Here is a 21488-nt window from a genome sequence, read left to right as displayed (position 1 = left end):
TCTTACTGCTTGTTGATTTGCCGCCTCTACATATCAGTTCCAGATTATTGGTCACTTGTAGAGAGTGAGGAACCTATATGGATGTTAGCGATAAATCTTTATGCGGTGACTGACAATTAAACACAGCTATTTAGTGAACCCGTTTACTTGATCAACAATACCTTGCGTATCCAGTTTCAATTCGGCATACATTTCTTCTTGCGTTCCTTGCATAATAAATTCATCGGGAAGGCCGATCATAAGCAGCTTACTAGCATACTGTTTACGCAACATGTATTCACCTACGCCGCTGCCTGCGCCGCCTGCAATTGCGTTGTCCTCAATGGTGACAAGTAAATCGTGGGACTGCACAAGGGAATCAATAAGATCTGTATCCAGTGGTTTAACAAAGCGCATGTCAACTAAGGTTGCATCGAGCGTTTCTGCCGCTAGCTTTGCATACGGCATAAGAGTACCGAAATTAAGCAGAGCAACTTTGCCGCTTGCTTTAGCGCTTTCACGCAAAGTCACGCCTTTACCTACTTCAATGGTGTTCATGGTGTCGGTAACATCAATACCTGACCCTGAACCTCTTGGATAACGCACCGCAGCAGGCGTTTGCATTAAGTGACCAGTGTATAACATGTCACGACATTCTTGTTCGTCGGATGGTGTCATAATTGTCATGTTAGGAATACAGCGCAAAAAGCTGATGTCATAAGCGCCCTGATGTGTTGGGCCGTCGGCACCAACAATGCCAGCACGGTCAATCGCGAAAAGCACGGGTAGGTTTTGCAAAGCAACATCATGAATAAGCTGGTCATAAGCACGTTGTAAAAACGTGGAATAGATGGCAACAACAGGGTTTAATCCTTGAGTGGCAAGACCCGCACCAAATGTAACTGCGTGTTGTTCAGCAATGGCAACATCGAAGTAACGATCAGGGAAGCGTTGCGAAAACTCGACTAAACCCGAACCTTCGCGCATTGCGGGTGTGATCCCCATGAGCTTTGGATCTATTGTTGCCATATCGCAAATCCAATCACCGAATATTTTGGAGAAAGTCGGTTTGCTGTTTTGGCTTTTGGGCAGAGTTTGTTCTTTTATATCGAACTTTGGCACTGCATGGAATTTGATAGGATCTTTTTCGGCAAGTTCGTAGCCTTTACCTTTTTTGGTGACAACATGCAGTAACTTCGGACCAGACATTTTGCGCATATTAGACAGCGTTTCAACCATGCTAGTGACGTCGTGTCCATCGATTGGGCCAACATAGTTAAAGCCAAGCTCCTCGAAAATCGTTCCCGGCGCAACCATCCCTTTGATATGTTCTTCCGCTTTGCTGGCTAGCTCTTTAATTGGAGGTACATTGCTTAATAATTTCTTGCCACTGTCTCGGATGCTGTTAAATAAGCTTCCTGTTAATAATTTCGCCAAATGTGTATTGAGTGCTCCCACATTTTCAGAAATTGACATTTCGTTATCGTTAAGTACAACCAACATGTCTTTATCCATGTCGCCGCCGTGGTTCAACGCTTCAAAAGCCATGCCTGCTGTCATGGCTCCATCGCCGATAACCGCTACCACTTTGCGGCCCTGTTTTTCTTTTTCCGCAGCAACCGCCATCCCCAGTGCGGCACTTATGGAAGTGGATGAGTGACCCACTGCAAAGGTATCGAATTCGCTTTCAGGTGGCCAAGGGAAGGGGTGCAGTCCGCCTTTTTGGCGAATGCTGGTAATGCGATCCCTGCGACCAGTTAGGATTTTATGAGGGTAGGCTTGGTGTCCCACATCCCAAATAAGTTGGTCAAACGGCGTATTGTAGACGTAATGCAGTGCTACCGTGAGTTCAACTGTACCCAATCCAGAGGCGAAATGGCCGCTACTTTTACTTACGCTTGCAAGTAAAAACTGACGTAATTCATTGGTGAGGTCTTTTAGTTTTTCTTTTGGGATACGACGTAAAGCTTCCGGCGTGTCAGCCATACTAAGCAAAGGGTAATGGGCTAAATCAAGTGTCATTATTATTGTTACATCCAGAGTTAATGCTCACGTTGCACGACGAAGTCACTAAAAGCTTTTAAAAGCTCAGTGTTGTAGGGTATCGCGTTTAGAGCATTCAAGGCTTGCATATGCAATTCGTTTAAATAATTCTCAGCGCCTTCTAAGCCCAGCAAGCTTGGAAATGTGCTCTTATTGGCTTCTTCATCTGAGCCTTGAGGCTTGCCTAAAGTTTCTGTGTTGGCGGTTATATCAAGAATATCGTCTTTTACTTGAAAAGCGAGACCAAGGGCGCGCGCATATTGTTGAAATGTGTTTCGATGCTGCTCAGGCAAATCAGCAAAAACACAGGCCATTTCCATGCTTGCACTGATTAATGCACCGGTTTTAAGTTCATGAATTTGATGCAGCGCATCCAGTGAAACCTGCTGGTTAGTGGCTTGTAAATCTAAGCTCTGACCACCACACATGCCTTGATTCCCAGCCGCTTTTGACAAGATGCTTACCAGATGAATTCGTTCGACGGTGGCGGGAGCAGGGTAATCAGCTAATACATTAAATGCGAGGGTTTGTAACGCATCGCCGGCTAAAATGGCGGTCGCCTCTCCATAAACAATGTGACAAGTGGGTTTCCCTCGACGAAGATTATCATCATCCATTGCGGGTAAGTCGTCATGAATTAAGGAGTAGCTGTGCACGCATTCTAATGCAATGGCGCACATATCGAGATTCTCTTTATTAATGTCGAGCATCTCTCCCGTTGCGTAGATCAGAAACGGGCGAATTCGTTTGCCGCCATTGAGAAGGCTGTATTGCATGGCGGGAAGGAGCGCTGAATCTTGCTGCGGCTGTAGATTGATAACCTGTTCAAGAAGGTGCGACATACGAGTTGCTACCGTTTCTTGAAACGATTGCCAAGTGCTCACTAGAAAAGATCCTTGTGTTGTTCTTGTTCGTTTTCAAAATCGACGAGCGCCTGCTCTCCGCTTTTCTCAAGGAGAACTTTGACTTTATGCTCGGCTTGCTTCAATTTTTGCTGACTTTGATTGGCAAGTTGTACACCGCGTTCGAATGCACCTAACGCTTGCTCTAATGGCAAATCACCTTGCTCCATAGTCGAAACAATCTGCTCAAGTTCCTCAATTGCCTGCTCAAAAGACAAGTTTTCTGGCTTTTCTTGCTGGGTCATGGAATTCAAATTCTTCCTGTCATTTTGTGATGCAGCACATTAACCGAGGAAAACGGGGGGATCAAGTCAGGATAGGCGCTGAATTGCAATATTTATGTATTTTTACCGTGATATATCATAACTATTGAGCATGATTATTGCTTTAGAAAAAATTGCGTATGTCGATACAATGAAAAGTAGCACTTTCAGTAACATAAGTTTGGCTTACAATGTTATCTTTAAGCGCTCTCTTTTACATATGTTGCTTATTCAATCAAAGTAGTGCGGTAAAAAGCCAGATTGAGTGAAAATTTTAAGAGTTAGATTAAACTAATCGTTGAGTTAACAATGAAGGTGGAATAGGGGGATTATGTGGATTTAGCAACCTTGATCGGCATGGTTGGTGCCATTGGTTTCGTTGTGATGGCGATGGTCCTTGGCGGTGATGTAGGAATGTTTATTAACGGTCCTTCGGTACTCATCGTATTTGGGGGCTCCATTTTTGTTGTTTTATCTCAATTCACTCTGAATCAGTTTTTCGGCGCCGGAAAAATCGCAGCCAAAGCGTTTATGTTTAAAATAGAAGCGCCGGAAGAGCTTATCCAAAAGATTGTGGAAATGGCAGATGCCGCACGTAAAGGCGGTTTCTTAGCACTTGAAGAAGCAGAAATTGACAATGCTTTTATGCAAAAAGGCGTTGATATGTTGGTCGATGGCCACGACTTAGACGTAGTGCGTCAAACACTGGCAAAAGATATAGCAATGACTACTGAGCGTCATGATTTTGGGGCCGGTATCTTTAAAGGATTAGGTGATATTGCGCCAGCAATGGGAATGATAGGTACGCTTATTGGTTTGGTGGCAATGCTTTCCAACATGGATGACCCCAAAGCGATTGGTCCGGCAATGGCTGTTGCCTTGTTAACAACCCTATACGGTGCCTTTTTCGCCAATGTTATTTGTTTGCCGATTGCGGCAAAATTGAATGTTCGTATGGGTGAGGAAAAAGTCAATCAACAGTTGGTATTAGATGGCATCGTCGGCATTGCTGACGGTCAAAATCCCCGAGTGATTGAAGGTATTTTGAAAAACTACCTAGCTGAAAGCAAACGAGGTGGTACGGATGATGCCGAGGGATAATGATGGAAGAACAAGATTGTCCTAAATGCCCGCCCCCCGGGCTACCACCTTGGATGGGCACTTTTGCCGACTTAATGTCGCTGTTAATGTGCTTTTTCGTTTTGCTGTTGGCATTTTCGGAAATGGATGTGCTTAAGTTCAAGCAAATTGCGGGTTCCATGAAGTTCGCATTCGGTGTGCAAAACAAAATTGAAGTAAAAGATATTCCAAAAGGCACGAGCGTTATTGCCATGGAATTTCGCCCGGGCAGACCTGATCCAACGCCAATCGAAAATATCCAGCAACAAACCATTGAAATGACACAGCAAATGTTGGAGTTTCAGGCAGGGACAGAAGATAGCGCGGGCGGGCGTCAACGACAGCGTGGGCAGCAACGCGGTGGTAGCGCTAATCAAACCTCTACCGATCAATCGACCTCCAGTTCACAGCAGGCGAGTCAGGAGTCGGTAAATGAACAATTGAAGAAAATTGCTCAAAAACTGGAAAAACAAATTATTGATGGTTCTATTGAAATGGAATCATTAGGCCAGCAAATTACCATTCGCATTCGGGAAAACGGTGCTTTTTCAGCAGGATCAGCGTTTTTACAGCCACAATTTGTACCGGTTATTCGAAAAATTGGCGAATTACTGGTTGATATGCCGGGCGAGTTAGAAATTTCTGGACATAGTGATAATCAACATATTGCGAATGAACTTTATAGTTCTAATTGGGATCTATCTTCCCAGCGAGCCGTTGCGGTTGCCGAGGTGTTACGAGGTGTTCCTAAATTTGATGAAAAACGTATGGAAGTCGTGGGGCGAGCTGATACCGTTCCGTTGGTGCCTCATGATGAACCAGGCGCAGCGCAACGTAATCGTCGAGTAGAAATTGCTATCAATCAAGGCAAACCGAAGTTCACCAAGCCAATTTCAGTGATTGAAGACCAGCCGTAAAGTGATATGATCCCGCGCCATATTTGGCCAAGAAAAACACAGGGGTAAGTTGGGCCGTTGTTGTCGCTTATCCCTTGTTATTTTACCTATGAAATTTATCGTTAAATTACACCCTGAAATTACTATCAAGAGTAACTCGGTACGCAAGCGTTTTACGCGCCTACTTGAGTCCAATATTCGCAATGTGTTTGTTAATCGCGATGTGAATGCAGCGATTAAAAACAGTTGGGATAAATTGGAAATTCGCCCGCGCGATTTAACCCCCACACATATTGCTCGTTTACGTATTGCCTTAACCAACATTCCGGGAATTGAGCAAGTTCTAGAAGTGAAGGAAACGGAATATCAAGATTTTGAAGATATTTACCAGCAGGTCGCTGCCGTTTGGGGAGAGCGCTTAGTTGATAAATCGTTTTGTGTTCGCGTTAAGCGCCGAGGTAAACACGATTTTACTTCGGTAGATGTTGCTCGATACGTAGGGGGAGGTATTAACCAGAATTACCCCACCGGCGGCGTGAATTTACATCATCCCGATGTCGAAATTCAGTTAGAAATTGATAAGACTCATTTACTGCTCATTGAGAATCGCTTCAAAGGCATGGGTGGGATGCCACTTCCAACACAAGAAGATGTTTTATCGTTAATTTCAGGTGGATTTGACTCTAGCGTGGCGAGCTATGAATTTATTCGTCGCGGCGCTAAAACTCACTATTGTTTCTTCAACTTAGGTGGGCGTGAACACGAAATAGGTGTGCGCCAGATCAGCTATTATCTGTGGCAAAAATTTAGTGCGTCACATCGCGTGAAATTCATCTCGGTCGACTTTGCTCCAGTAGTGAACGACATCGTTGAAAACTGTGCATCGGGTTATATGGGAGTTGTCCTCAAACGAATGATGCTACGCGCGGCCGAAATTGTAGCCGACAACCTTCAAATCAACGCCTTGGTAACAGGCGAGTGTGTAGGGCAGGTTGCTAGCCAAACACTGACGAATTTACATGTTATCGATCAGGTGACTAACAAATTGGTGTTGCGTCCATTAATTTGTATGGATAAGTCTGACATCATCGCAAGAGCTCGGGAAATTGGTACTGGCGAGCTTTCCGCAACCATTCCAGAGTATTGTGGTGTCATTTCGCGCAGCCCTAATGTGAGAGCCGATTTAGCGCAAACTATCGAGGAAGAAAGCAAATTAGATTTGAGCTTGATCGAAACGGCGGTGCGTAATAGTAACGTGTTAGATATTCGCAATATCAACAAATTCGAGCAAGAAGAAAGCACCGAAGTGATGGCGACCGCAGAATTGCCAGAAGGCGCAGTGGTTCTTGATGTTCGATCTCCAGAGGAAGAAGAAGCTAAGCCGATGGAAGTGGACTCTCACTTAGTGAAACACTTACCGTTTTATAAATTGGAAAGGCTATTCTCGACGTTAGATCCGAATCAGCAATATTATTTATATTGTGATCGCGGCGTTATGAGTAAATACCATGCAATGCTTCTGCGTGAGCGAGGCTTTGAGAATGTACATCTGTATCAGCCTGTGAAAGAAAAAAAATAGTGTAATGTGGTGTCTGCTAAATGAAAATAAAGAAGCGCTCAGAGTATTGTTCTAGCGCTTCTGTTACTGCATTTGGTGGGGTTAACTTTGAAGCTGATATTCTTTGAGATCTAGGAGACTTCTGCTTCAGACTCTAGCGCCTTGATCTTTTCGTATATGCGTTGGTGATGAGGCAGAGCGATATTGTGGCGCTTTCCAACCTTCAGTAAATAGCCTGTGATCATATCTATCTCGGTTTTGCGTCCTCGCAAAACATCTTGATGCATGGAAGATATGTTTTGCGCAGTGCCAGCTACCACACTATTAATGATATTACTAAGCGTGCTTGATGTGATGTGTACACCTTCGGCATTCATCACTAAACGCAATTCATCAATAAGGTGTGTCATCAGCGATTGGTAACGCGGCGTGGCTAATTTGCCATTGGGAACTTTGTATAATGCGGTTAACGGATTAATAACAGCATTGATAGCGAGTTTTTGCCATAAGGGAAGTCGGACATCCTCATGCCAAGTAAAGGGGGCCATAACCGCATCAAAGAGTTTTTCTAATTGGGTTAATATGGCTTTTTCCTTGAATTTCTCTGGCGCCACAAGCCAGCCGCCGGCGCTATTCCCTGTTCCTGTTTCCTCCACAATATTAAACTCGGGTCTGTAGGCGCCATAGCTTGTTAGCACGGCAACAACCGGATTACCCGGGAACATATCAGCAATGTTTTCGTGTGGACCCATTCCGTTATTCATCAGCACAATAATGGTGTCTTCCGAAATGGTATTTTTCCATTGCTCCAAGGCGGCTTCAACATCGTAAGCTTTGGTGGCAACTAATAAAATATCAAATTGCGTATCAAAAACCGGTCCCAAATATTCTGGGGTAAAAGAGCCTTTTTGCCCATCAGCAAATTGGTATTGCATTGTATTGATATGAGGCTGGCGAGAAAGCAAAGTAAATTGAAACCCGCTAACGTGACATTTTGCTGCTAATAGAGAGCCGATGGCTCCGTTACCTAGGATACCCAGATGCATAATGTTTATTTATCCATTGAATTAAGCTTGTGGCGACAATCGCGGTGATCATTCCTACAGCGATTCCGATTAAGTTTGCTTGGAAATCAAGCATACTTCCAGTTCGATAAGGGCTAAGCTCCTGAATGAGTTCGGTTCCACCCGCAATTGAGGTCATTAACATGCTTAAGCGGAAGGGACTTAAGCTCAAACAATAGCGGCTGATAAGTGTAAACAAAGTGAAAATAGCGATATGGTTATTTTTGTCTTCTGCGCGAGGAAAGGGCATCAGCATTTCTGGGAGTGATTGTGTCGGCAACATCAAGGTGATAACTAGGCCGACAACAATGAAAAGGAAAAAACATGTGAGTTGCGTTGATTTAAACATACTTCATTTGTCCGGTACGGTACCCTCTTCAGAGTGTGAATCCTTGCGGTTATATTTGAACATCCTGATAACCTTTTCAAAAGCCACTTAGTGCAAGATCTACCTTGTGATTGCTTTTTGGTCAAGTGTTAACATTAGAACCGAGTCTTATAAGCGCTTAAATATGCGCGGATTATGAATGAAAAACAAGAACATAAGACAAATTATATTAGGGTGAAATTATTCGCACTTTACGGTTTCTGTGTGCTTCCTTTTTGCGGCCAAGGCAAGGTGTTTGGTGTTAAGTATTCTGAGTATAAAGCGGTTTGAGCCTGATCGAGAAAATGCTCACCCGTTTGAGGCATTGTTGAAATTGTCATGCTCTCATTTTGATAAACGAAAGACAGGGCATATGCATGTAGGTAAGCTCTATCCGAGGGTGAACCTGTATACGCCGTGTCTCCTAATATTGGGCTGCCAAGACTTTTCATTGCGACTCTGAGTTGGTGGGTTTTCCCCGTTGCAGGTTTAAGCACAAACAAGCGTAGGCCAGATACTCCTTTACTAAAGAACTGGGTGATAGCTGGGTTTTGCTTGCTATGGGTTAATTTGAACAGCCCATTTCGGCTTTTTTCCATATCGCCAACAATGCTACCTTGTTTCTTTTTTGGCTTTTTGTCCGATAAAGCAAAGTAGTATTTTTGTATGGCTTTTTCCGAAAATAACGCTGATAACTGTGCGGCGGCGTGGCTGTTGAGTGCAAGAATAAGCAAGCCAGAAGTGACCTTATCCAAGCGATGCACTAACCAGAGCTTGTTGAACCTGTGCTGTGCTTGCACGAGTTCAATAATTCCCGGCGCGTTACCTTCTCGATGTACTCCAATACCTGCTGGTTTATTAATAACAATAAAATCATTGTGCTTATAAACAATAGGTACCGAAAATGGGCTCATAAACTATAGCAATGACAGAGCAGTGGGGTAATCAAGATCGTTAATCGCTTGGCTAATTTTCGATTTCGTAGCAGGTGAGTAATCTGAGTTTGCAAGAAAAGCGGCGAGATCGTCTTTTGATATGAACTCATTTTCTCTTAACAATTGTTTCAAACGATCAACGCCCTGTGCGAGATCATCGTCTGAAGTATTCTCATGTACACCTTCTATCAACTCGTTCATCTCTCCAATGGTCGCTTCTAATGTTTCCTTAAACGGTAACAGGTGAGAGGCAATATTTGGATCATCCGTTTTTGCAGCCTCTTCAAATTCTTTGCTGACATAATACAACGCATTCATGCCTAAGTTACCTGCAACGCCTTTAATCGTGTGGACCTTTTGTCTCAATAGGTGAGTATCGTTTGTGGCAAGCAGTTCATAGAGCTCATCCGCGAATTGAGCATAATCCGAACGAAAACGCTCGAACATTTTGATAAGCAACTCCTTGTTACCGCTTAATTGGCTTAGGCCAAAGTCCAGGTCAAGAATAATATTTTTGTTTGTCAAAATTCTATTTCCTCTCGCTCGCCAAGAACAGAAGTAGCTTACTCAATAACGCCTGTTTTCGCTACGTAACTTACCTTAACTGTAAAAAATTAGGCATCGTATAGCCGTGTTCATATTAGCTTAGCTGAGTCATGATGTATTCGCTTACACTTTGCTACTTTGTTAGACTTTTTTCTCATGATAAAACCTGTGGTTGCATCATGAAAATATTTCATCTAATTTGGCGCTATACAGCCATGACCTCATCAAATTCAATTTTACATCAGTGAAAACAACATGTTCCGACTACCTTCTTTTTTGCGCGTCAGCTTTGTTGCTGTAGCCACGACCACCATTATAGCATGTCATACGTACCCCCACCCGAAACAAAACAAAGTTGCACTTGCGTCGGGTATGACTCAAATTACTTCGCATCAGAGTCGCTCCAATAATATTGGTATAGATTACCAAAAATTTAAATTAGACAATGGTTTAACAATATTGCTACACGAAGATCATAGTGATCCGCTTGTGCATGTTGACGTCACTTATCATGTTGGGTCAGCGCGAGAAGAGGTTGGTAAATCGGGTTTTGCTCACTTTTTTGAACACATGATGTTTCAGGGCTCGGAGCACGTAGCGGATGAGCAACATTTTGAATTGATCACAGAAGCTGGTGGAACCTTAAATGGTAGTACCAACAGTGATCGCACAAACTATTATCAAACCGTCCCCGCCAATCATCTGGAAAAGGTACTTTGGCTGGAAGCGGACAGAATGGGATTCTTACTGCCCGCAGTCACGAAAGAAAAGTTCGAGATTCAGCGTGAGACCGTTAAAAATGAGCGCGCTCAACGTGTTGATAGTCAACCTTATGGTCGGTTAGATGAAAAAGTGGCAGAAGCTCTTTTTCCTGAGGGGCACCCTTACTCTTGGCAGCCCATTGGTTATGTAGAAGATTTAGATCGTGTGACGGTGGATGACTTAAAAGCTTTTTTCCAGCGTTGGTATGGGCCAAATAACGCCATTATTAGTATCGGCGGCGATATTGATGTTGAGCAAACACTGACGTGGGTCAAGAAGTATTTCGGAAATATTCCTAAAGGCCCGGATGTTAATAATCAACCCAAGTCATTAGTGACATTGCCTGAAACACGCTACATCACATTAGAAGATGATGTGCATTTACCTTTGGTACAGATTGTCTATCCAACAGTATATGTGCGTCATGAAGATGAAGCTGCATTGGATGTGCTATCTGATATTCTAGGAAACGGTAAAACATCAATTATTTATCAAAACTTGGTGCAAAAGGGAGAAGCGGTTCAGGCAAGCGTATCTCATCCTTGCCAAGAGCTTGCATGCCAATTCAAAATCACTGCACTACCGAATCCACAGTCATCATTATCGTTACAGGCGTTGGAAAACAAACTTCGGGCCACGCTTGATGTATTTGAGCGTCAAGGTGTGAGTGATGATGATATTGCTCGGACCAAAATGGACATGCGCGCTTCCACTATTTTTGGCCTCCAAAGTGTTGCTGGTAAAGTCTCCACATTAGCGTTTGATGAGTATATGAGTGGTGAGCCGGATTTAGTCGAGAGTGACTTGTTGCGTTACGATGCGGTAACGAAAGCGGATGTAATGCGCGTATTTAAACGTTATATCAAGGGTAAGCCATCTGTTGTAGTGAGTGTGGTACCAAAAGGGCAAACCGAGCTTGTTGCCAGCGCTCAAAACTTTGAATTTACGCGTGATATTAAGTCTGTTGAGTCGCAAACGTACATTGCTAAAGTACCACCAGAAGATGACTTTGATCGCAGTCAAATCCCCCCGCCACAAAAAGCGCCGATAGTTAATGTCCCTACGTTTTGGCAAACTAAATTTAATAATGGCATGGAAGTGTGGGGACACAAAACCGATGAAACGCCCACGACGTTGTTGCGGATTAGTTTGGAAGGCGGGCCTTTGCTGGATCCCAAAGACAAAGCTGGTTTGGCGAGCTTAACTGCCAGTATGATGAGCGCTTCAACACAGCAGAAAACGGAAGTTGAAATAGCAAATCAACTATCGTTATTAGGCAGTCGAATACAGTTTTCTGCCTCTGGTCGTAATACGGTGATTGAAGTAAGCAGCCTGACAGAAAATCTTGATGAAACATTAGCTCTTCTCAAAGAACGATTGTTCCAACCCGCGTTTTTAGCCTCTGAGTTTGCACTCAAGAAACAGCGCATTAGTCAAAGTTTACAGCAACGAGCGAAGCGTCCAAATGCACTAATGGCACAAGCATCATTGCAGTTATTGTACGGTGAAGATAATCGTATGGGTATTGATGACAGTGGAAATAGTGAAACTTTTAATCGCATCACGTTGGAAGATGTAAAGGCTTTTTATCAACAATATTACAGCCCAAACCTTTCGAGCCTGATTAGTGTAACGGATTTAGATCAACAAGCTCTTCTATCGAAATTAAGCTTCTTGAAGTCTTGGCAGGCCAAGCCTTACCAAATTCCGCCTTATGAAGCGTTTCCTGAATTTTCAGCCGATAAACTCTTTGTTGTTGATAAGCCCGATGCTAACCAATCCATTATTCGTCTTTTAAAACCTTTCTTACCTTTTGATGCGTTAGGGGAGCAGTTCCGTTCAACCTTAATGAATTTCCCGTTAGGCGGCGCATTTAACAGTAGAATTAATCTCAATTTACGCGAGGATAAAGGCTACACCTATGGCGCAAATAGCCTTTTCATCGGTGGGAAAACACTTGGTTTATTTAGAGCAGGTGGTGCTATCAATCATGTTAATACGGTGAAAGCGTTAGAGGAGCTAATTAAAGAAATTAAGCGCTATCAACAAAAAGGTATGACGGAAAAAGAACTTTCATTTTTACGAGAAGCTTATATTTCCAGCGATGCTTTGAGTTACGAAACACCATCAAGTAAAGCAGCATTCTTACAACGGTTATATCATTATGGATTGTCACCGGATTTTGTTGAAAAGCAAAATCAACTCATTGAAAACATAGAGCTTGATGAACTAAATGAACTAGCTCGTCGACATCTAGATCTTAACTCGATGCATATTGTTATTGTGGGAGATCTCAATGCGTTAGCCCCAGAACTTATTGTATTGGCTTCCGAACTTAATCGGGAAATTCAATTGCTGGATGTAAATTTGTAACGAAAATTACGTGATTGGGTAGGTAAACTTTACCATGAAGTATTTCGAAACATTTTTAACGTATTCTTATTTAAAAATGTATCGAAAAATGAAATTTAAGCTGTAGCTTACTCATCTTAAATTTAGCGTTGAATGGGAATTCTTATTAAAGCGGTTATTTGAATTCCCAACTCAAGGCTTGAATTTGTTTTTATGAGCCTCATAATCATGTCACCATATCGATCTCGCTTAGTGATCAAAGAGAATTAGGATTGATTTTGCAACAATTTAGTCGGCAATTTAATGAACGTTTAAGTTTGTTCAATAAGGATGCGTTGTTGTCCTCCCTTACTGGTATTCAACGTGGCGTAGAGCGAGAAACTTTGCGCATTAATTCAGATGGTAGCCTTGCGCAAACGAATCATCCCCAAGCTCTTGGTTCGGCGTTAACCCATCATTTTATTACAACGGATTTTGCAGAGCCGCTGTTAGAGTTTATTACACCGCCAGAAACACTCACCAAAACAACCTTGGCTCAGTTAGAAGATACACATAAATTTGCCATTGAAAATATCGGTGATGAACGCTTATGGCCTATGAGCATGCCTTGCTATATTTCTCGTGAAGATGATATTCGGTTAGCCGAATACGGTTCCTCGAATGTGGGGCAAATGAAGCACTTGTATCGCAAAGGCTTGAAAAACCGTTATGGCAGTATGATGCAAACCATCTCGGGTATTCATTTTAACTTTTCATTACCTGATGCTTTTTGGCAAGCATACCTACCCGAAGTGTCTGATGCTGGCACCGGGCAAAATGTCATTTCTGCGGCCTATTTCGCACTCGTACGAAATTATCGTCGTTTTTGCTGGTTGTTGCCTTATTTATACGGTGCTTCACCAACGATGTGTAGTTCGTTTTTGGGTTCAAAGAATTCCAATATGAATTTTGAGAAGTTCGGTAAAGGTAGCTTGTATTTACCGGATGCCACCTCGCTAAGAATGAGTGACTTGGGCTACACCAATAACGACCAGTCGCGTTTGCGTATTTGCTATAACCATTTGGATACCTATATTGCAGCATTACGAAAAGCGATTAACACGCCTTCTCCACAATATGAAGCCTACGGCGGTAAAGTTGACGGGCAATTCCGTCAATTAAATAGCAATATACTGCAAATTGAGAATGAGCTGTATTCGCCTATTCGCCCTAAACAGCCAACCATCAGTTTGGAAAAACCGACAGATGCATTGGAGAGCCGTGGAGTCAGTTATATAGAAGTCCGTGTAATGGATGTAAACCCATTTTCCCCGGTGGGAATTAGTCAGCAACAAATGCATTTCCTTGATGTCTTTTTATTGTACTGTTTGTTAAAACCCAGTGATGAATTTGATATGCCGGGATATGAAGAAACAGAGCGCAATCTAAAACGCGTTGTTGTCTCTGGTCGACGTAAAGGGTTAATGCTAGAAAAAAATGGTGTGGAAATCGGCCTAAGAGAGTGGGGCAATGAAATGCTCGATGAGATGGCGGAGATTGCAAGCTTATTGGATAAAGCGAATCAGACTCAGGTTTACACTCAAGCGTTAGCGAAGGAAAAACAAGCGGTTAACGATGCTTCATTAACACTTTCTGGGCAAATTGTTGAGCGTTTATTTGCGACCGGCGAGACCTTGGATAATGGTAAATTTGGGTTAACGTTAGCTGATCAATATCGACAGAACTTCCTTAAATCAAATTATCAGATTTTAAATGAGGCTTTCTTTAAGCAGCAGGCAGAACTGTCGTTGAAGCAGCAAGCTTTGGTTGAATCAGAAGATAAAGTAGATTTTGATACCTTTATGCATCAAAAATTTGGCGTTTAACCGTGTTTGCTTCCAAAAAAAATGCCCAGTAAAAACTGGGCATAAACGGATTTCCAGGGAAACACATAAATAGAACACACGATCATATGACTAGCCCAATGACCCGAAAGTTCCCCATTTTTTTAAAAAAATTAAAAATGGTTGTTTTTCCAGCCATTCTCATGACGACACTTTCCGGTTGTGCGACAGCCCCACCTAAAAATGCACACAATATTTGTGAAGTCTTTTTCGAGAAACGTGATTGGTACGATGCCGCTTCTGACATGAAAGCACAGTGGGGCGTTCCCATTCATGTACCCATGGCGATGATGTATCAGGAAAGTTCATTTCGGGACGATGCACAACCACCTCGTGACTACATTTTTTTCGGTTTAATCCCTTGGGGAAGAGTCAGTTCTGCATACGGTTATTCGCAAGCAAAAACGCTAACGTGGGATGATTATATTCGAGAGAGTGGAAACTCTGGTGCAGATAGAGATGATTTTGATGATGCCATTGACTTTATGGGATGGTTTATCGCGAAAACCTATAAAATTAATGGCGTTTCCAAGTGGGATGCGTACGCACAATACCTGAATTATCACGAAGGTTGGGGTGGTTATAAACGTCGAACTTATAATCGCAAGCCGTGGTTGAAAAAAGTCGCTAAAAAAGTGAAAAACCGCGCTTATATGTACAGTAAACAGTTAAAAGGTTGTCAGGAAGATTTGGATAGCAGTTGGATTTGGCGATTGCTTTTCGGTTAAGTGATTAGCGTAAAAATTCAGGAATACAGTCCAACAACACCAATAATGCGCCATCCCCACCAAACTCTAATGGTGCATTATGAAAACCCAGTACAAATGGATGTTGCACTAACCAGCTTGGTATAGCGCGTTTTAATACCTTACTGCCAATACCATGCACAATACACACGCAGAATATGTGGCGCTTCTCCGCACGTTGTAACAATGCCGCAATTTCTAATTTTGCATCTTGTCGATTGAAACCGTGTAAATCTAAGATAAGTTCAGGGGGGTACTCTCCGCGTCTTAAGCGTTTAATGTCGCCTGAAAACTCCTTTGAGCGAACCCATTTTATCGGACCTGTTTCCGGGAAGTGAGCTTCAAATCCATCAGAAAATTCGAATGCCGCTGCCGCTTGTTTACGTAAGCGTAATTCAGCCGCATTTTTTTGATTAATTGCTGGTTTTTTCTTGCTGCGAGAAGCCTCAAACGGTATTTTGTCTTGCTCTAACGCCTTGACACCCGAAATGGCCTCGCGGAAAAGTTGACTATCTTCTTCGTTCAATGCTGTTTTCTTTTTCACAGTATTCTTTACCGGCTTTTTGAATGCTTTGAATAACAATACGACATTTCATCATGCCGTGCGGGGGCATTATTCCTATCCTGCACGCGCAAATCAATGAAAACAGGTCACAATATAAGGTCAGGGCAATTTAACAGAAGCATAAAGCCGCAGATAAACACAATTAATTCCAAGCTGGATAGAGGTAAAAACGTGGAGCACGTAGAAATTGATGAGGCTGTTGAGCAACTACACACCATATTAGATGTCGTGCGTTGGAGTGTTAGCCGTTTTAATGAGGCTGGCTTATTTTTCGGACACGGTACTGACAATGCGTGGGATGAAGCGGTAAGTTTGGTGTTACAGTGCTTATATCTGCCTCAAGAGGTGAGTGATCAGCTATTTCAAGCCCGGTTAACCACAGAGGAAAAGCAACACATACTTTCGTTAGTTAACCGTCGTATTCATGAGCGTATTCCCGTTGCCTATTTAACTCAACAGGCTTGGTTCTGCGACCTTCCTTTTTATGTTGACGAGCGCGTTTTAGTGCCTCGTTCACCGCTTGCTGAGTTGATACAGGCTAAGTTTGATGGCTTCTTAAACAATGAGCCTCAGCATATCCTAGATTTATGTACAGGCAGTGCTTGTATCGCTATTGCCTGTGCTTATGCTTTCCCTGAAGCACAAGTAGATGCCGTGGATATTAGTTTAGATGCGTTAGAAGTGGCCTCTATCAACATTGAGGAACATGATTTACTTGAGCGAGTGTTCCCAATAAATTCAGATGTGTATTCGGCACTCAATGAACAAAAGTACGATTTGATTGTGACAAACCCTCCTTATGTGGATGCGGAAGATATTGCTGATATGCCTGAGGAGTTTCATATTGAACCAGAAATTGGTTTAGCGGCGGGAGAGGATGGTTTAGATATAGTTCACACCATTTTGCAGCAGGCTCCGCAACATTTGAATAAAGGAGCTTGGATTATTGTTGAAGTTGGGAACAGCTTAGTGCATGTACAACAGCAATACCCTGACCTTGATCTCAAATGGATTGAGTTTAAAAATGGTGGAGATGGTGTGTTTGCTGTTCAAAAAGAAACACTGGAAGCTTATTTCGGTAGCGAATAAAGTCAGTTTTGCCCATAAACTTTTGTCAGTGGGCTAGAAAGTCAACTGGTCACTCAAGAATTACAATCGGAAAACAAAGATGTCTGGGAATACCTTCGGAAAATTATTTACATTAACCAGTTTTGGTGAAAGTCACGGAGTGGCAATTGGTGGCGTGGTAGATGGGTGTCCGCCGGGGCTTGCTATTTCTGAGGAAGATATTCAAATAGACTTGGATCGCCGCAAACCGGGAACATCTCGTTATACCACGCAGCGCAGAGAAGACGATGCTATTCAAATTCTTTCTGGTGTCTTTGAAGGAAAAACAACGGGTACACCCATTGGTCTACTGATCCAAAATACTGATCAACGCTCAAAAGACTATTCCAAAATTAAAGATATTTTTCGTCCCAGCCACGCTGACTATACCTACATGCAAAAGTATGGTGTGCGAGATTATCGTGGCGGCGGCAGAGCATCCGCACGGGAAACTGCCGTACGTGTAGCCGCAGGGGCCATTGCTAAAAAGTATTTAAAAGATGTTTGTGGCATTGAAGTTTACGGGTATTTGTCGCAGCTTGGACCGGTAAAGATGCAACAAGTTGATCGTAATATCATCAACGATAATGCATTTTTCTGCGCCGATGCCAGCAAGTTAGACGAACTTGACCAATACATGCGTGAACTGAAAAAAGAAGGGGATTCGGTAGGGGCAAAAGTGACGGTTGTGGCGACCAACATGCCCGTTGGTTTAGGTGAACCGGTTTTTGATCGTCTGGACGCCGATTTAGCCCATGCAATGATGGGGATTAACGCTGTGAAGGGCGTAGAAGTGGGCGACGGTTTTGGTGTCGTTACACAAAAAGGCAGTGAACACCGCGATTTACTGACTCCTGAAGGTTTTTCATCAAACAACTCTGGCGGCGTGTTAGGGGGAATTAGCTCGGGGCAAGACTTACGTGTTAATTTGGCACTAAAACCAACGCCAAGCATCAGCGTGCCGGGTGAAACCATTAATGTCCGTGGTGAATCTGAAGAAGTCATTACCAAAGGGCGGCACGACCCTTGCGTTGGCATTCGTGCTGTGCCGATTGCAGAAGCAATGTTGGCTCTAGTGGTGATGGATCATCTGCTACGCCACCGTGGTCAAAATGCGAACGTTGTTTCTGAAACACCGATGATTCCTAGTCAAAAATAACCTAATGGTAAAGTTAATAATGAACAGTGCTTACTTTTCATGCGGTTGAATATCGTTTTTCTTTGCTTGACCTACCTTTTTTATTTCGGACATATGGGCGTAATAGCCCCTTATCTTGGTGTGTTTTTGGATGGACGGGGGCTGAGTTCTGGCGATATAGGTTCTTTAGTCGCTATCATCACAATCGCGCGGCTTATTGCCCCTAATCTATGGGCGGCCTTTGCCGACAAATCCGGTAAAAGCCTTGTCATTATTCGAGTTGGTGCCATGTGCGCCTTTGTTAGCTTTCTTAGTTTGTTTTGGGCTACAGGCTATGTTGGTATTGCCTTGGCATTGGCGATTAGCGTCGGATTTTGGACGTCTATTGTTCCGCAATTAGAGCAAATTACCTTAAAAGCTATTCAGGGTGACTCCGCCTATTACAGCCGTATTCGCATGTGGGGAAGCATCGGCTTTATTCTGATGTCGGTTGTTTGTGGCTGGTTAATGGATTATTACGGCTCGGAAGTTACCTTGTTATGTAGCGCTGCCATGTTATTGTCGCTATGTGTGGCTACCTTTTTGATAAAGGGCGAAGCCTCGATACAGCATCAACTAAATACCGCCTCAATTAAAAATAAAGTGTTAAGTCGGCCTTTTTTGGTCTTTATCGCTGTGATGATGATGTTACAGATGAGCTTTGGCGCGTATTACAGCTTTTTTGCGTTGTACATGCGGGATCTCGGCTTCGATGGTAGAGAAACGGGGTGGCTGGTGTCGTTGGGCGTGGTAGCGGAAGTTGTCATTTTCGTTTGGGCGGGGAAAATCACTCAAGCAATTGGTATTCAACGCTGCCTAGTCATATGCTTAATCATGACAGCGTTGCGTTGGGGGATTTTAGCCGTTGCACCACAAGTATTAGTGCTGTTGCTGGTAAGTCAGAGCATTCATGCTTTTAGTTTTGCTTTGGCGCACACCGCTGCAATCAAGTTTGTGCATGAGCACTTTGGAGAACGGTTCCAAAGTCGAGGGCAAGCGCTTTACGTGAGTATTAGTTTCGGTTTTGGTGGCGCTGTTGGTAGTTTTATTGCTGGGCAATATTGGCAGCAGGGAGCAGGTGCTCAAACCGCGTGGCTTATCTCTGTTGCTATGGCAGCAGTCGGTGCATTTATCGCATTGTGGCTCCCCGTAAAACACCCATTAACGCGCTAACGGCGATAAAATCAACTCACTTTTGCCTTGGTCAATCTCAAATCGAAAGGCGCGCAAAAAGTTCATTCCTAGTAAACCATCAGCGCTAAAGTGCTCCAGCGGCATGACCACAATTGCAATATTTTTTACGTAAAAGTCGCCTACTGAAAGCTGATTAAACTGATACACAGGGGATTGCACTAAGCCATTAGCGGTACTGATATTGTAGTTACCTATGAATTCAGGTTTTACATCGCTTGGCAGTGCGTCGAAGACTTGTTGACTCACAACCGTGGTTGAAGCTCCGGTATCAATCATTAAATGGGCGTTAAAACGTTCGTTGAGCAAAGCATTGACAATGTAATGGGAATTGACTTTTTTCAGTGCTACAGCCGATGGATGAGATGCGATTTCAGGTTCATCATGGGGATTGTTTTGTGTTTTTTCCTGAGATAAAGACGATTGAAATTCTCGTAGCGCGATAACCCTCTCATGATCTTTTGGTAAATAAATTAATACTCCTTCCATTAAATCAAACGCTCGTTGCATGGCATAGGCGTGCGCTAAATCCAGCATCATATTGGTGTCATTAGGAGCCATGTTTAATAGCGACTCCAACATAATGGCGAGAATGTCCCACGCTTCAAGTCGCTTGAGTTTATCGGTTCTATCGCGGTAGATATCTGCAATACGCTGTGTAATGAGCCCTTTTAAATCTGCACGCATGGGAGAGCGTTTTAAGTGATATAAGTCTAATAGGGTTTCGGTACTGGCATTTTTCAAGTGAGCAAATTCAATCTCTAAGTACAGAAAATACGGGTCGTATGGATAAGCTTTTAAGAATTCTTCAACAAAAACATTATCTTTTTGTGTGGCTGTATGCTGATACAAATGCGTTTTAATTTCTTCAAACCATTGATTTTTCGTTACCTCTAACATCTCCGGTAAGGTGTTCTCGATAAGTGACAAATTGAGAAGCGCATTGTCGGCATCTCGCTGATTAAAAGCATAGTTTGCGGCAATTACCAGCGGGTGTGGTTGTCTCTCTGGTTTTACTTTGATGGCATTCTTATCGGTATTTTTGGATGCGCTTAGCTGCGCTTTGAGGAGTTCCAATTCTGCGTAGAGGTAACTATTTACCGCAGCAGACAAAGCCAAAAGAGCCGATAAAGCTAGAAGAAGTATACGCAAGGTTTAGTAACCTGTTTTCGCAGAAGTTGAGTTAACTTTTAACTCAACTTATCGGTAAACTCAACTTTATATGGAAAATATTTGACCATTTTGTTGCTGTTTTCAGTCTACGGACTCATTTCTTTTTCTGTACTTTATAATGGCGGAAGTACATCTTCCCCACGAAATAATGCTTCAGAAATGCGGCGTTCTTCGGTGATAATCGGCACCATGAAGTCTTCCACTTTGCCAAGCTTTTTAAAGGCACTAAAGCCATCTTCCAAAAACTGTTGGAGCGATTCAACTCCTATGGTTTTAGCGGGTGTTCTTGCCATTTTTAAAATGCTGGAGATTCCCGGAATTTTAACGACTTTAGCCAAATCTGCGCCGAGCTTTTCAATATAATCAAGTTGAAGAGCACGTTCTCGAGGGTTATTACAGGCTTTGTAGGCTTGGGCATAAGCCGCAGCGTTTAGCGTACCTTTCTGACTTGGAATGATACCGAGCAGTGAGCCGAGCTGATCAAGTAGCGCTAAATCTAAATCTTGCGATAAGGTATTTAAATGTATGGCAACTTCTAAAGAGTGAAAGGCACGTTCAGGAAGCCACTTTTCCATCTTTGGAACCACTTTTGCAATATCCGCATCGCGTTCCGTAAAGTCCTTTGGTCCGTACAATTCATTGATGAAAAACGTGATTGCAGGCTGAAAGCGTTCGACTTCCCATAAATGATAATGGCTGGCAAGCAAGCGATCGCATTGCCATTCTTTTAGCGCGGCCAGAGCTGGTAATTTACCGGATGCCTCGGCGTCTTTATAAACTTGCGTGGCATGCTCAATATGTTCAATAACAAGGTTTGCAGATTGGCTCATTGTCAGGCCACCTCTATTCGTCGTAGTCGT

General features: G+C 43.1%; 19 protein-coding genes. 9 read left to right on the top strand and 10 right to left on the bottom strand.

Annotated features, from left to right (window positions below; genetic code table 11):
• Positions 1–126: 126 nt before the first annotated feature.
• The 3 genes from dxs to HJG39_RS14285 are packed head-to-tail and all read right to left on the bottom strand — an operon-like array spanning position 127 to position 3169.
• Positions 127–2001: a 1-deoxy-D-xylulose-5-phosphate synthase gene (gene dxs / locus HJG39_RS14295; RefSeq protein WP_268410056.1), complete on the bottom strand. Its 1875-nt coding sequence runs from the start codon at positions 1999–2001 to the stop codon at positions 127–129.
• A 20-nt stretch (positions 2002–2021) separates the two neighbouring features.
• Positions 2022–2906, bottom strand: a complete 885-nt coding sequence (ispA, locus tag HJG39_RS14290) for a (2E,6E)-farnesyl diphosphate synthase (protein WP_268410055.1) — start codon at positions 2904–2906, stop codon at positions 2022–2024.
• Positions 2906–3169, bottom strand: a complete 264-nt coding sequence (locus tag HJG39_RS14285) for an exodeoxyribonuclease VII small subunit (protein ID WP_268410054.1) — start codon at positions 3167–3169, stop codon at positions 2906–2908. Before HJG39_RS14285 ends, ispA begins: the two co-directional genes overlap by 1 nt.
• A 351-nt stretch (positions 3170–3520) precedes the next feature.
• Here HJG39_RS14285 and pomA point away from each other — a divergent pair, with 351 nt between their 5' ends.
• The 3 genes from pomA to thiI all read left to right on the top strand — a co-directional run bounded on the left by pomA (position 3521) and on the right by thiI (position 6781).
• The gene (gene pomA / locus HJG39_RS14280) at positions 3521–4288 is read left to right on the top strand and encodes a flagellar motor protein PomA (protein WP_268410053.1); all 768 of its coding nucleotides are present in this window, start codon (positions 3521–3523) and stop codon (positions 4286–4288) included.
• Between the two features lie 2 nt (positions 4289–4290).
• Positions 4291–5223: a flagellar motor protein MotB gene (locus HJG39_RS14275; RefSeq protein ID WP_268410146.1), complete on the top strand. Its 933-nt coding sequence runs from the start codon at positions 4291–4293 to the stop codon at positions 5221–5223.
• Positions 5224–5311: 88 nt separating this feature from the next.
• Entirely contained in the window at positions 5312–6781 is a 1470-nt protein-coding gene (gene thiI / locus HJG39_RS14270; protein ID WP_268410052.1) for a tRNA uracil 4-sulfurtransferase ThiI, read from the top strand.
• Between the two features lie 110 nt (positions 6782–6891).
• Here the strand turns inward: thiI and HJG39_RS14265 are convergent, their stop codons facing one another.
• The 4 genes from HJG39_RS14265 to HJG39_RS14250 all read right to left on the bottom strand — a co-directional run bounded on the left by HJG39_RS14265 (position 6892) and on the right by HJG39_RS14250 (position 9651).
• Positions 6892–7806 (bottom strand): ketopantoate reductase family protein, encoded by a 915-nt coding sequence (locus HJG39_RS14265; protein WP_268410051.1) that lies wholly within the window; start codon positions 7804–7806, stop codon positions 6892–6894.
• Entirely contained in the window at positions 7784–8173 is a 390-nt protein-coding gene (locus HJG39_RS14260; protein WP_268410050.1) for a hypothetical protein, read from the bottom strand. The genes HJG39_RS14265 and HJG39_RS14260 overlap by 23 nt, the downstream gene beginning before the upstream one ends.
• 230 nt (positions 8174–8403) lie before the next feature.
• On the bottom strand, positions 8404–9105 hold the full coding sequence (locus HJG39_RS14255) for a TIGR01621 family pseudouridine synthase (protein WP_268410049.1): 702 nt from the start codon (positions 9103–9105) through the stop codon (positions 8404–8406).
• 3 nt (positions 9106–9108) lie between these two features.
• Entirely contained in the window at positions 9109–9651 is a 543-nt protein-coding gene (locus HJG39_RS14250; protein WP_268410048.1) for an Hpt domain-containing protein, read from the bottom strand.
• A 276-nt stretch (positions 9652–9927) separates the two neighbouring features.
• On the opposite strand from HJG39_RS14250, the gene HJG39_RS14245 reads away from it, so the two are divergent.
• The 3 genes from HJG39_RS14245 (at position 9928) to HJG39_RS14235 (ending at position 15397) form a co-directional block, all read left to right on the top strand.
• A complete protein-coding gene (locus HJG39_RS14245) occupies positions 9928–12807 on the top strand; it encodes a M16 family metallopeptidase (RefSeq protein ID WP_442781029.1) in 2880 nt (959 codons plus the stop codon).
• 257 nt (positions 12808–13064) lie between these two features.
• Complete coding sequence (gene gshA / locus HJG39_RS14240; protein ID WP_268410046.1) at positions 13065–14651, top strand: glutamate--cysteine ligase; 1587 nt, start codon at positions 13065–13067, stop codon at positions 14649–14651.
• Positions 14652–14812: 161 nt separating this feature from the next.
• The gene (locus HJG39_RS14235; protein WP_442781028.1) at positions 14813–15397 is read left to right on the top strand and encodes a transglycosylase SLT domain-containing protein; all 585 of its coding nucleotides are present in this window, start codon (positions 14813–14815) and stop codon (positions 15395–15397) included.
• Positions 15398–15401: 4 nt separating this feature from the next.
• Here the strand turns inward: HJG39_RS14235 and smrB are convergent, their stop codons facing one another.
• Positions 15402–15959, bottom strand: a complete 558-nt coding sequence (gene smrB, locus HJG39_RS14230) for an endonuclease SmrB (RefSeq protein WP_268410044.1) — start codon at positions 15957–15959, stop codon at positions 15402–15404.
• A gap of 192 nt (positions 15960–16151) precedes the next feature.
• Here smrB and prmB point away from each other — a divergent pair, with 192 nt between their 5' ends.
• The 3 genes from prmB (at position 16152) to HJG39_RS14215 (ending at position 19437) form a co-directional block, all read left to right on the top strand.
• Entirely contained in the window at positions 16152–17069 is a 918-nt protein-coding gene (prmB, locus tag HJG39_RS14225; RefSeq protein ID WP_268410043.1) for a 50S ribosomal protein L3 N(5)-glutamine methyltransferase, read from the top strand.
• 79 nt (positions 17070–17148) lie between these two features.
• Positions 17149–18246, top strand: a complete 1098-nt coding sequence (aroC, locus tag HJG39_RS14220) for a chorismate synthase (protein ID WP_268410042.1) — start codon at positions 17149–17151, stop codon at positions 18244–18246.
• Positions 18247–18285: 39 nt separating this feature from the next.
• Positions 18286–19437, top strand: a complete 1152-nt coding sequence (locus HJG39_RS14215; RefSeq protein WP_268410041.1) for an MFS transporter — start codon at positions 18286–18288, stop codon at positions 19435–19437.
• Here HJG39_RS14215 and HJG39_RS14210 read toward each other — a convergent pair.
• A complete protein-coding gene (locus HJG39_RS14210; RefSeq protein ID WP_268410040.1) occupies positions 19426–20607 on the bottom strand; it encodes a retropepsin-like aspartic protease family protein in 1182 nt (393 codons plus the stop codon). The two genes, HJG39_RS14215 and HJG39_RS14210, sit on opposite strands and share 12 nt — an antisense overlap.
• Positions 20608–20741: 134 nt before the next feature.
• Complete coding sequence (locus HJG39_RS14205; protein WP_268410039.1) at positions 20742–21458, bottom strand: FFLEELY motif protein; 717 nt, start codon at positions 21456–21458, stop codon at positions 20742–20744.
• Positions 21459–21488 lie beyond the last annotated feature (30 nt).

The sequence above is a fragment of the Alteromonas sp. a30 genome (assembly GCF_026788005.1).
Taxonomy (GTDB): domain Bacteria; phylum Pseudomonadota; class Gammaproteobacteria; order Enterobacterales; family Alteromonadaceae; genus Paraneptunicella.
The sequence above is the reverse complement of the archived record's forward strand: the minus strand, read 5'-3'. Positions and strand labels throughout refer to the sequence as shown.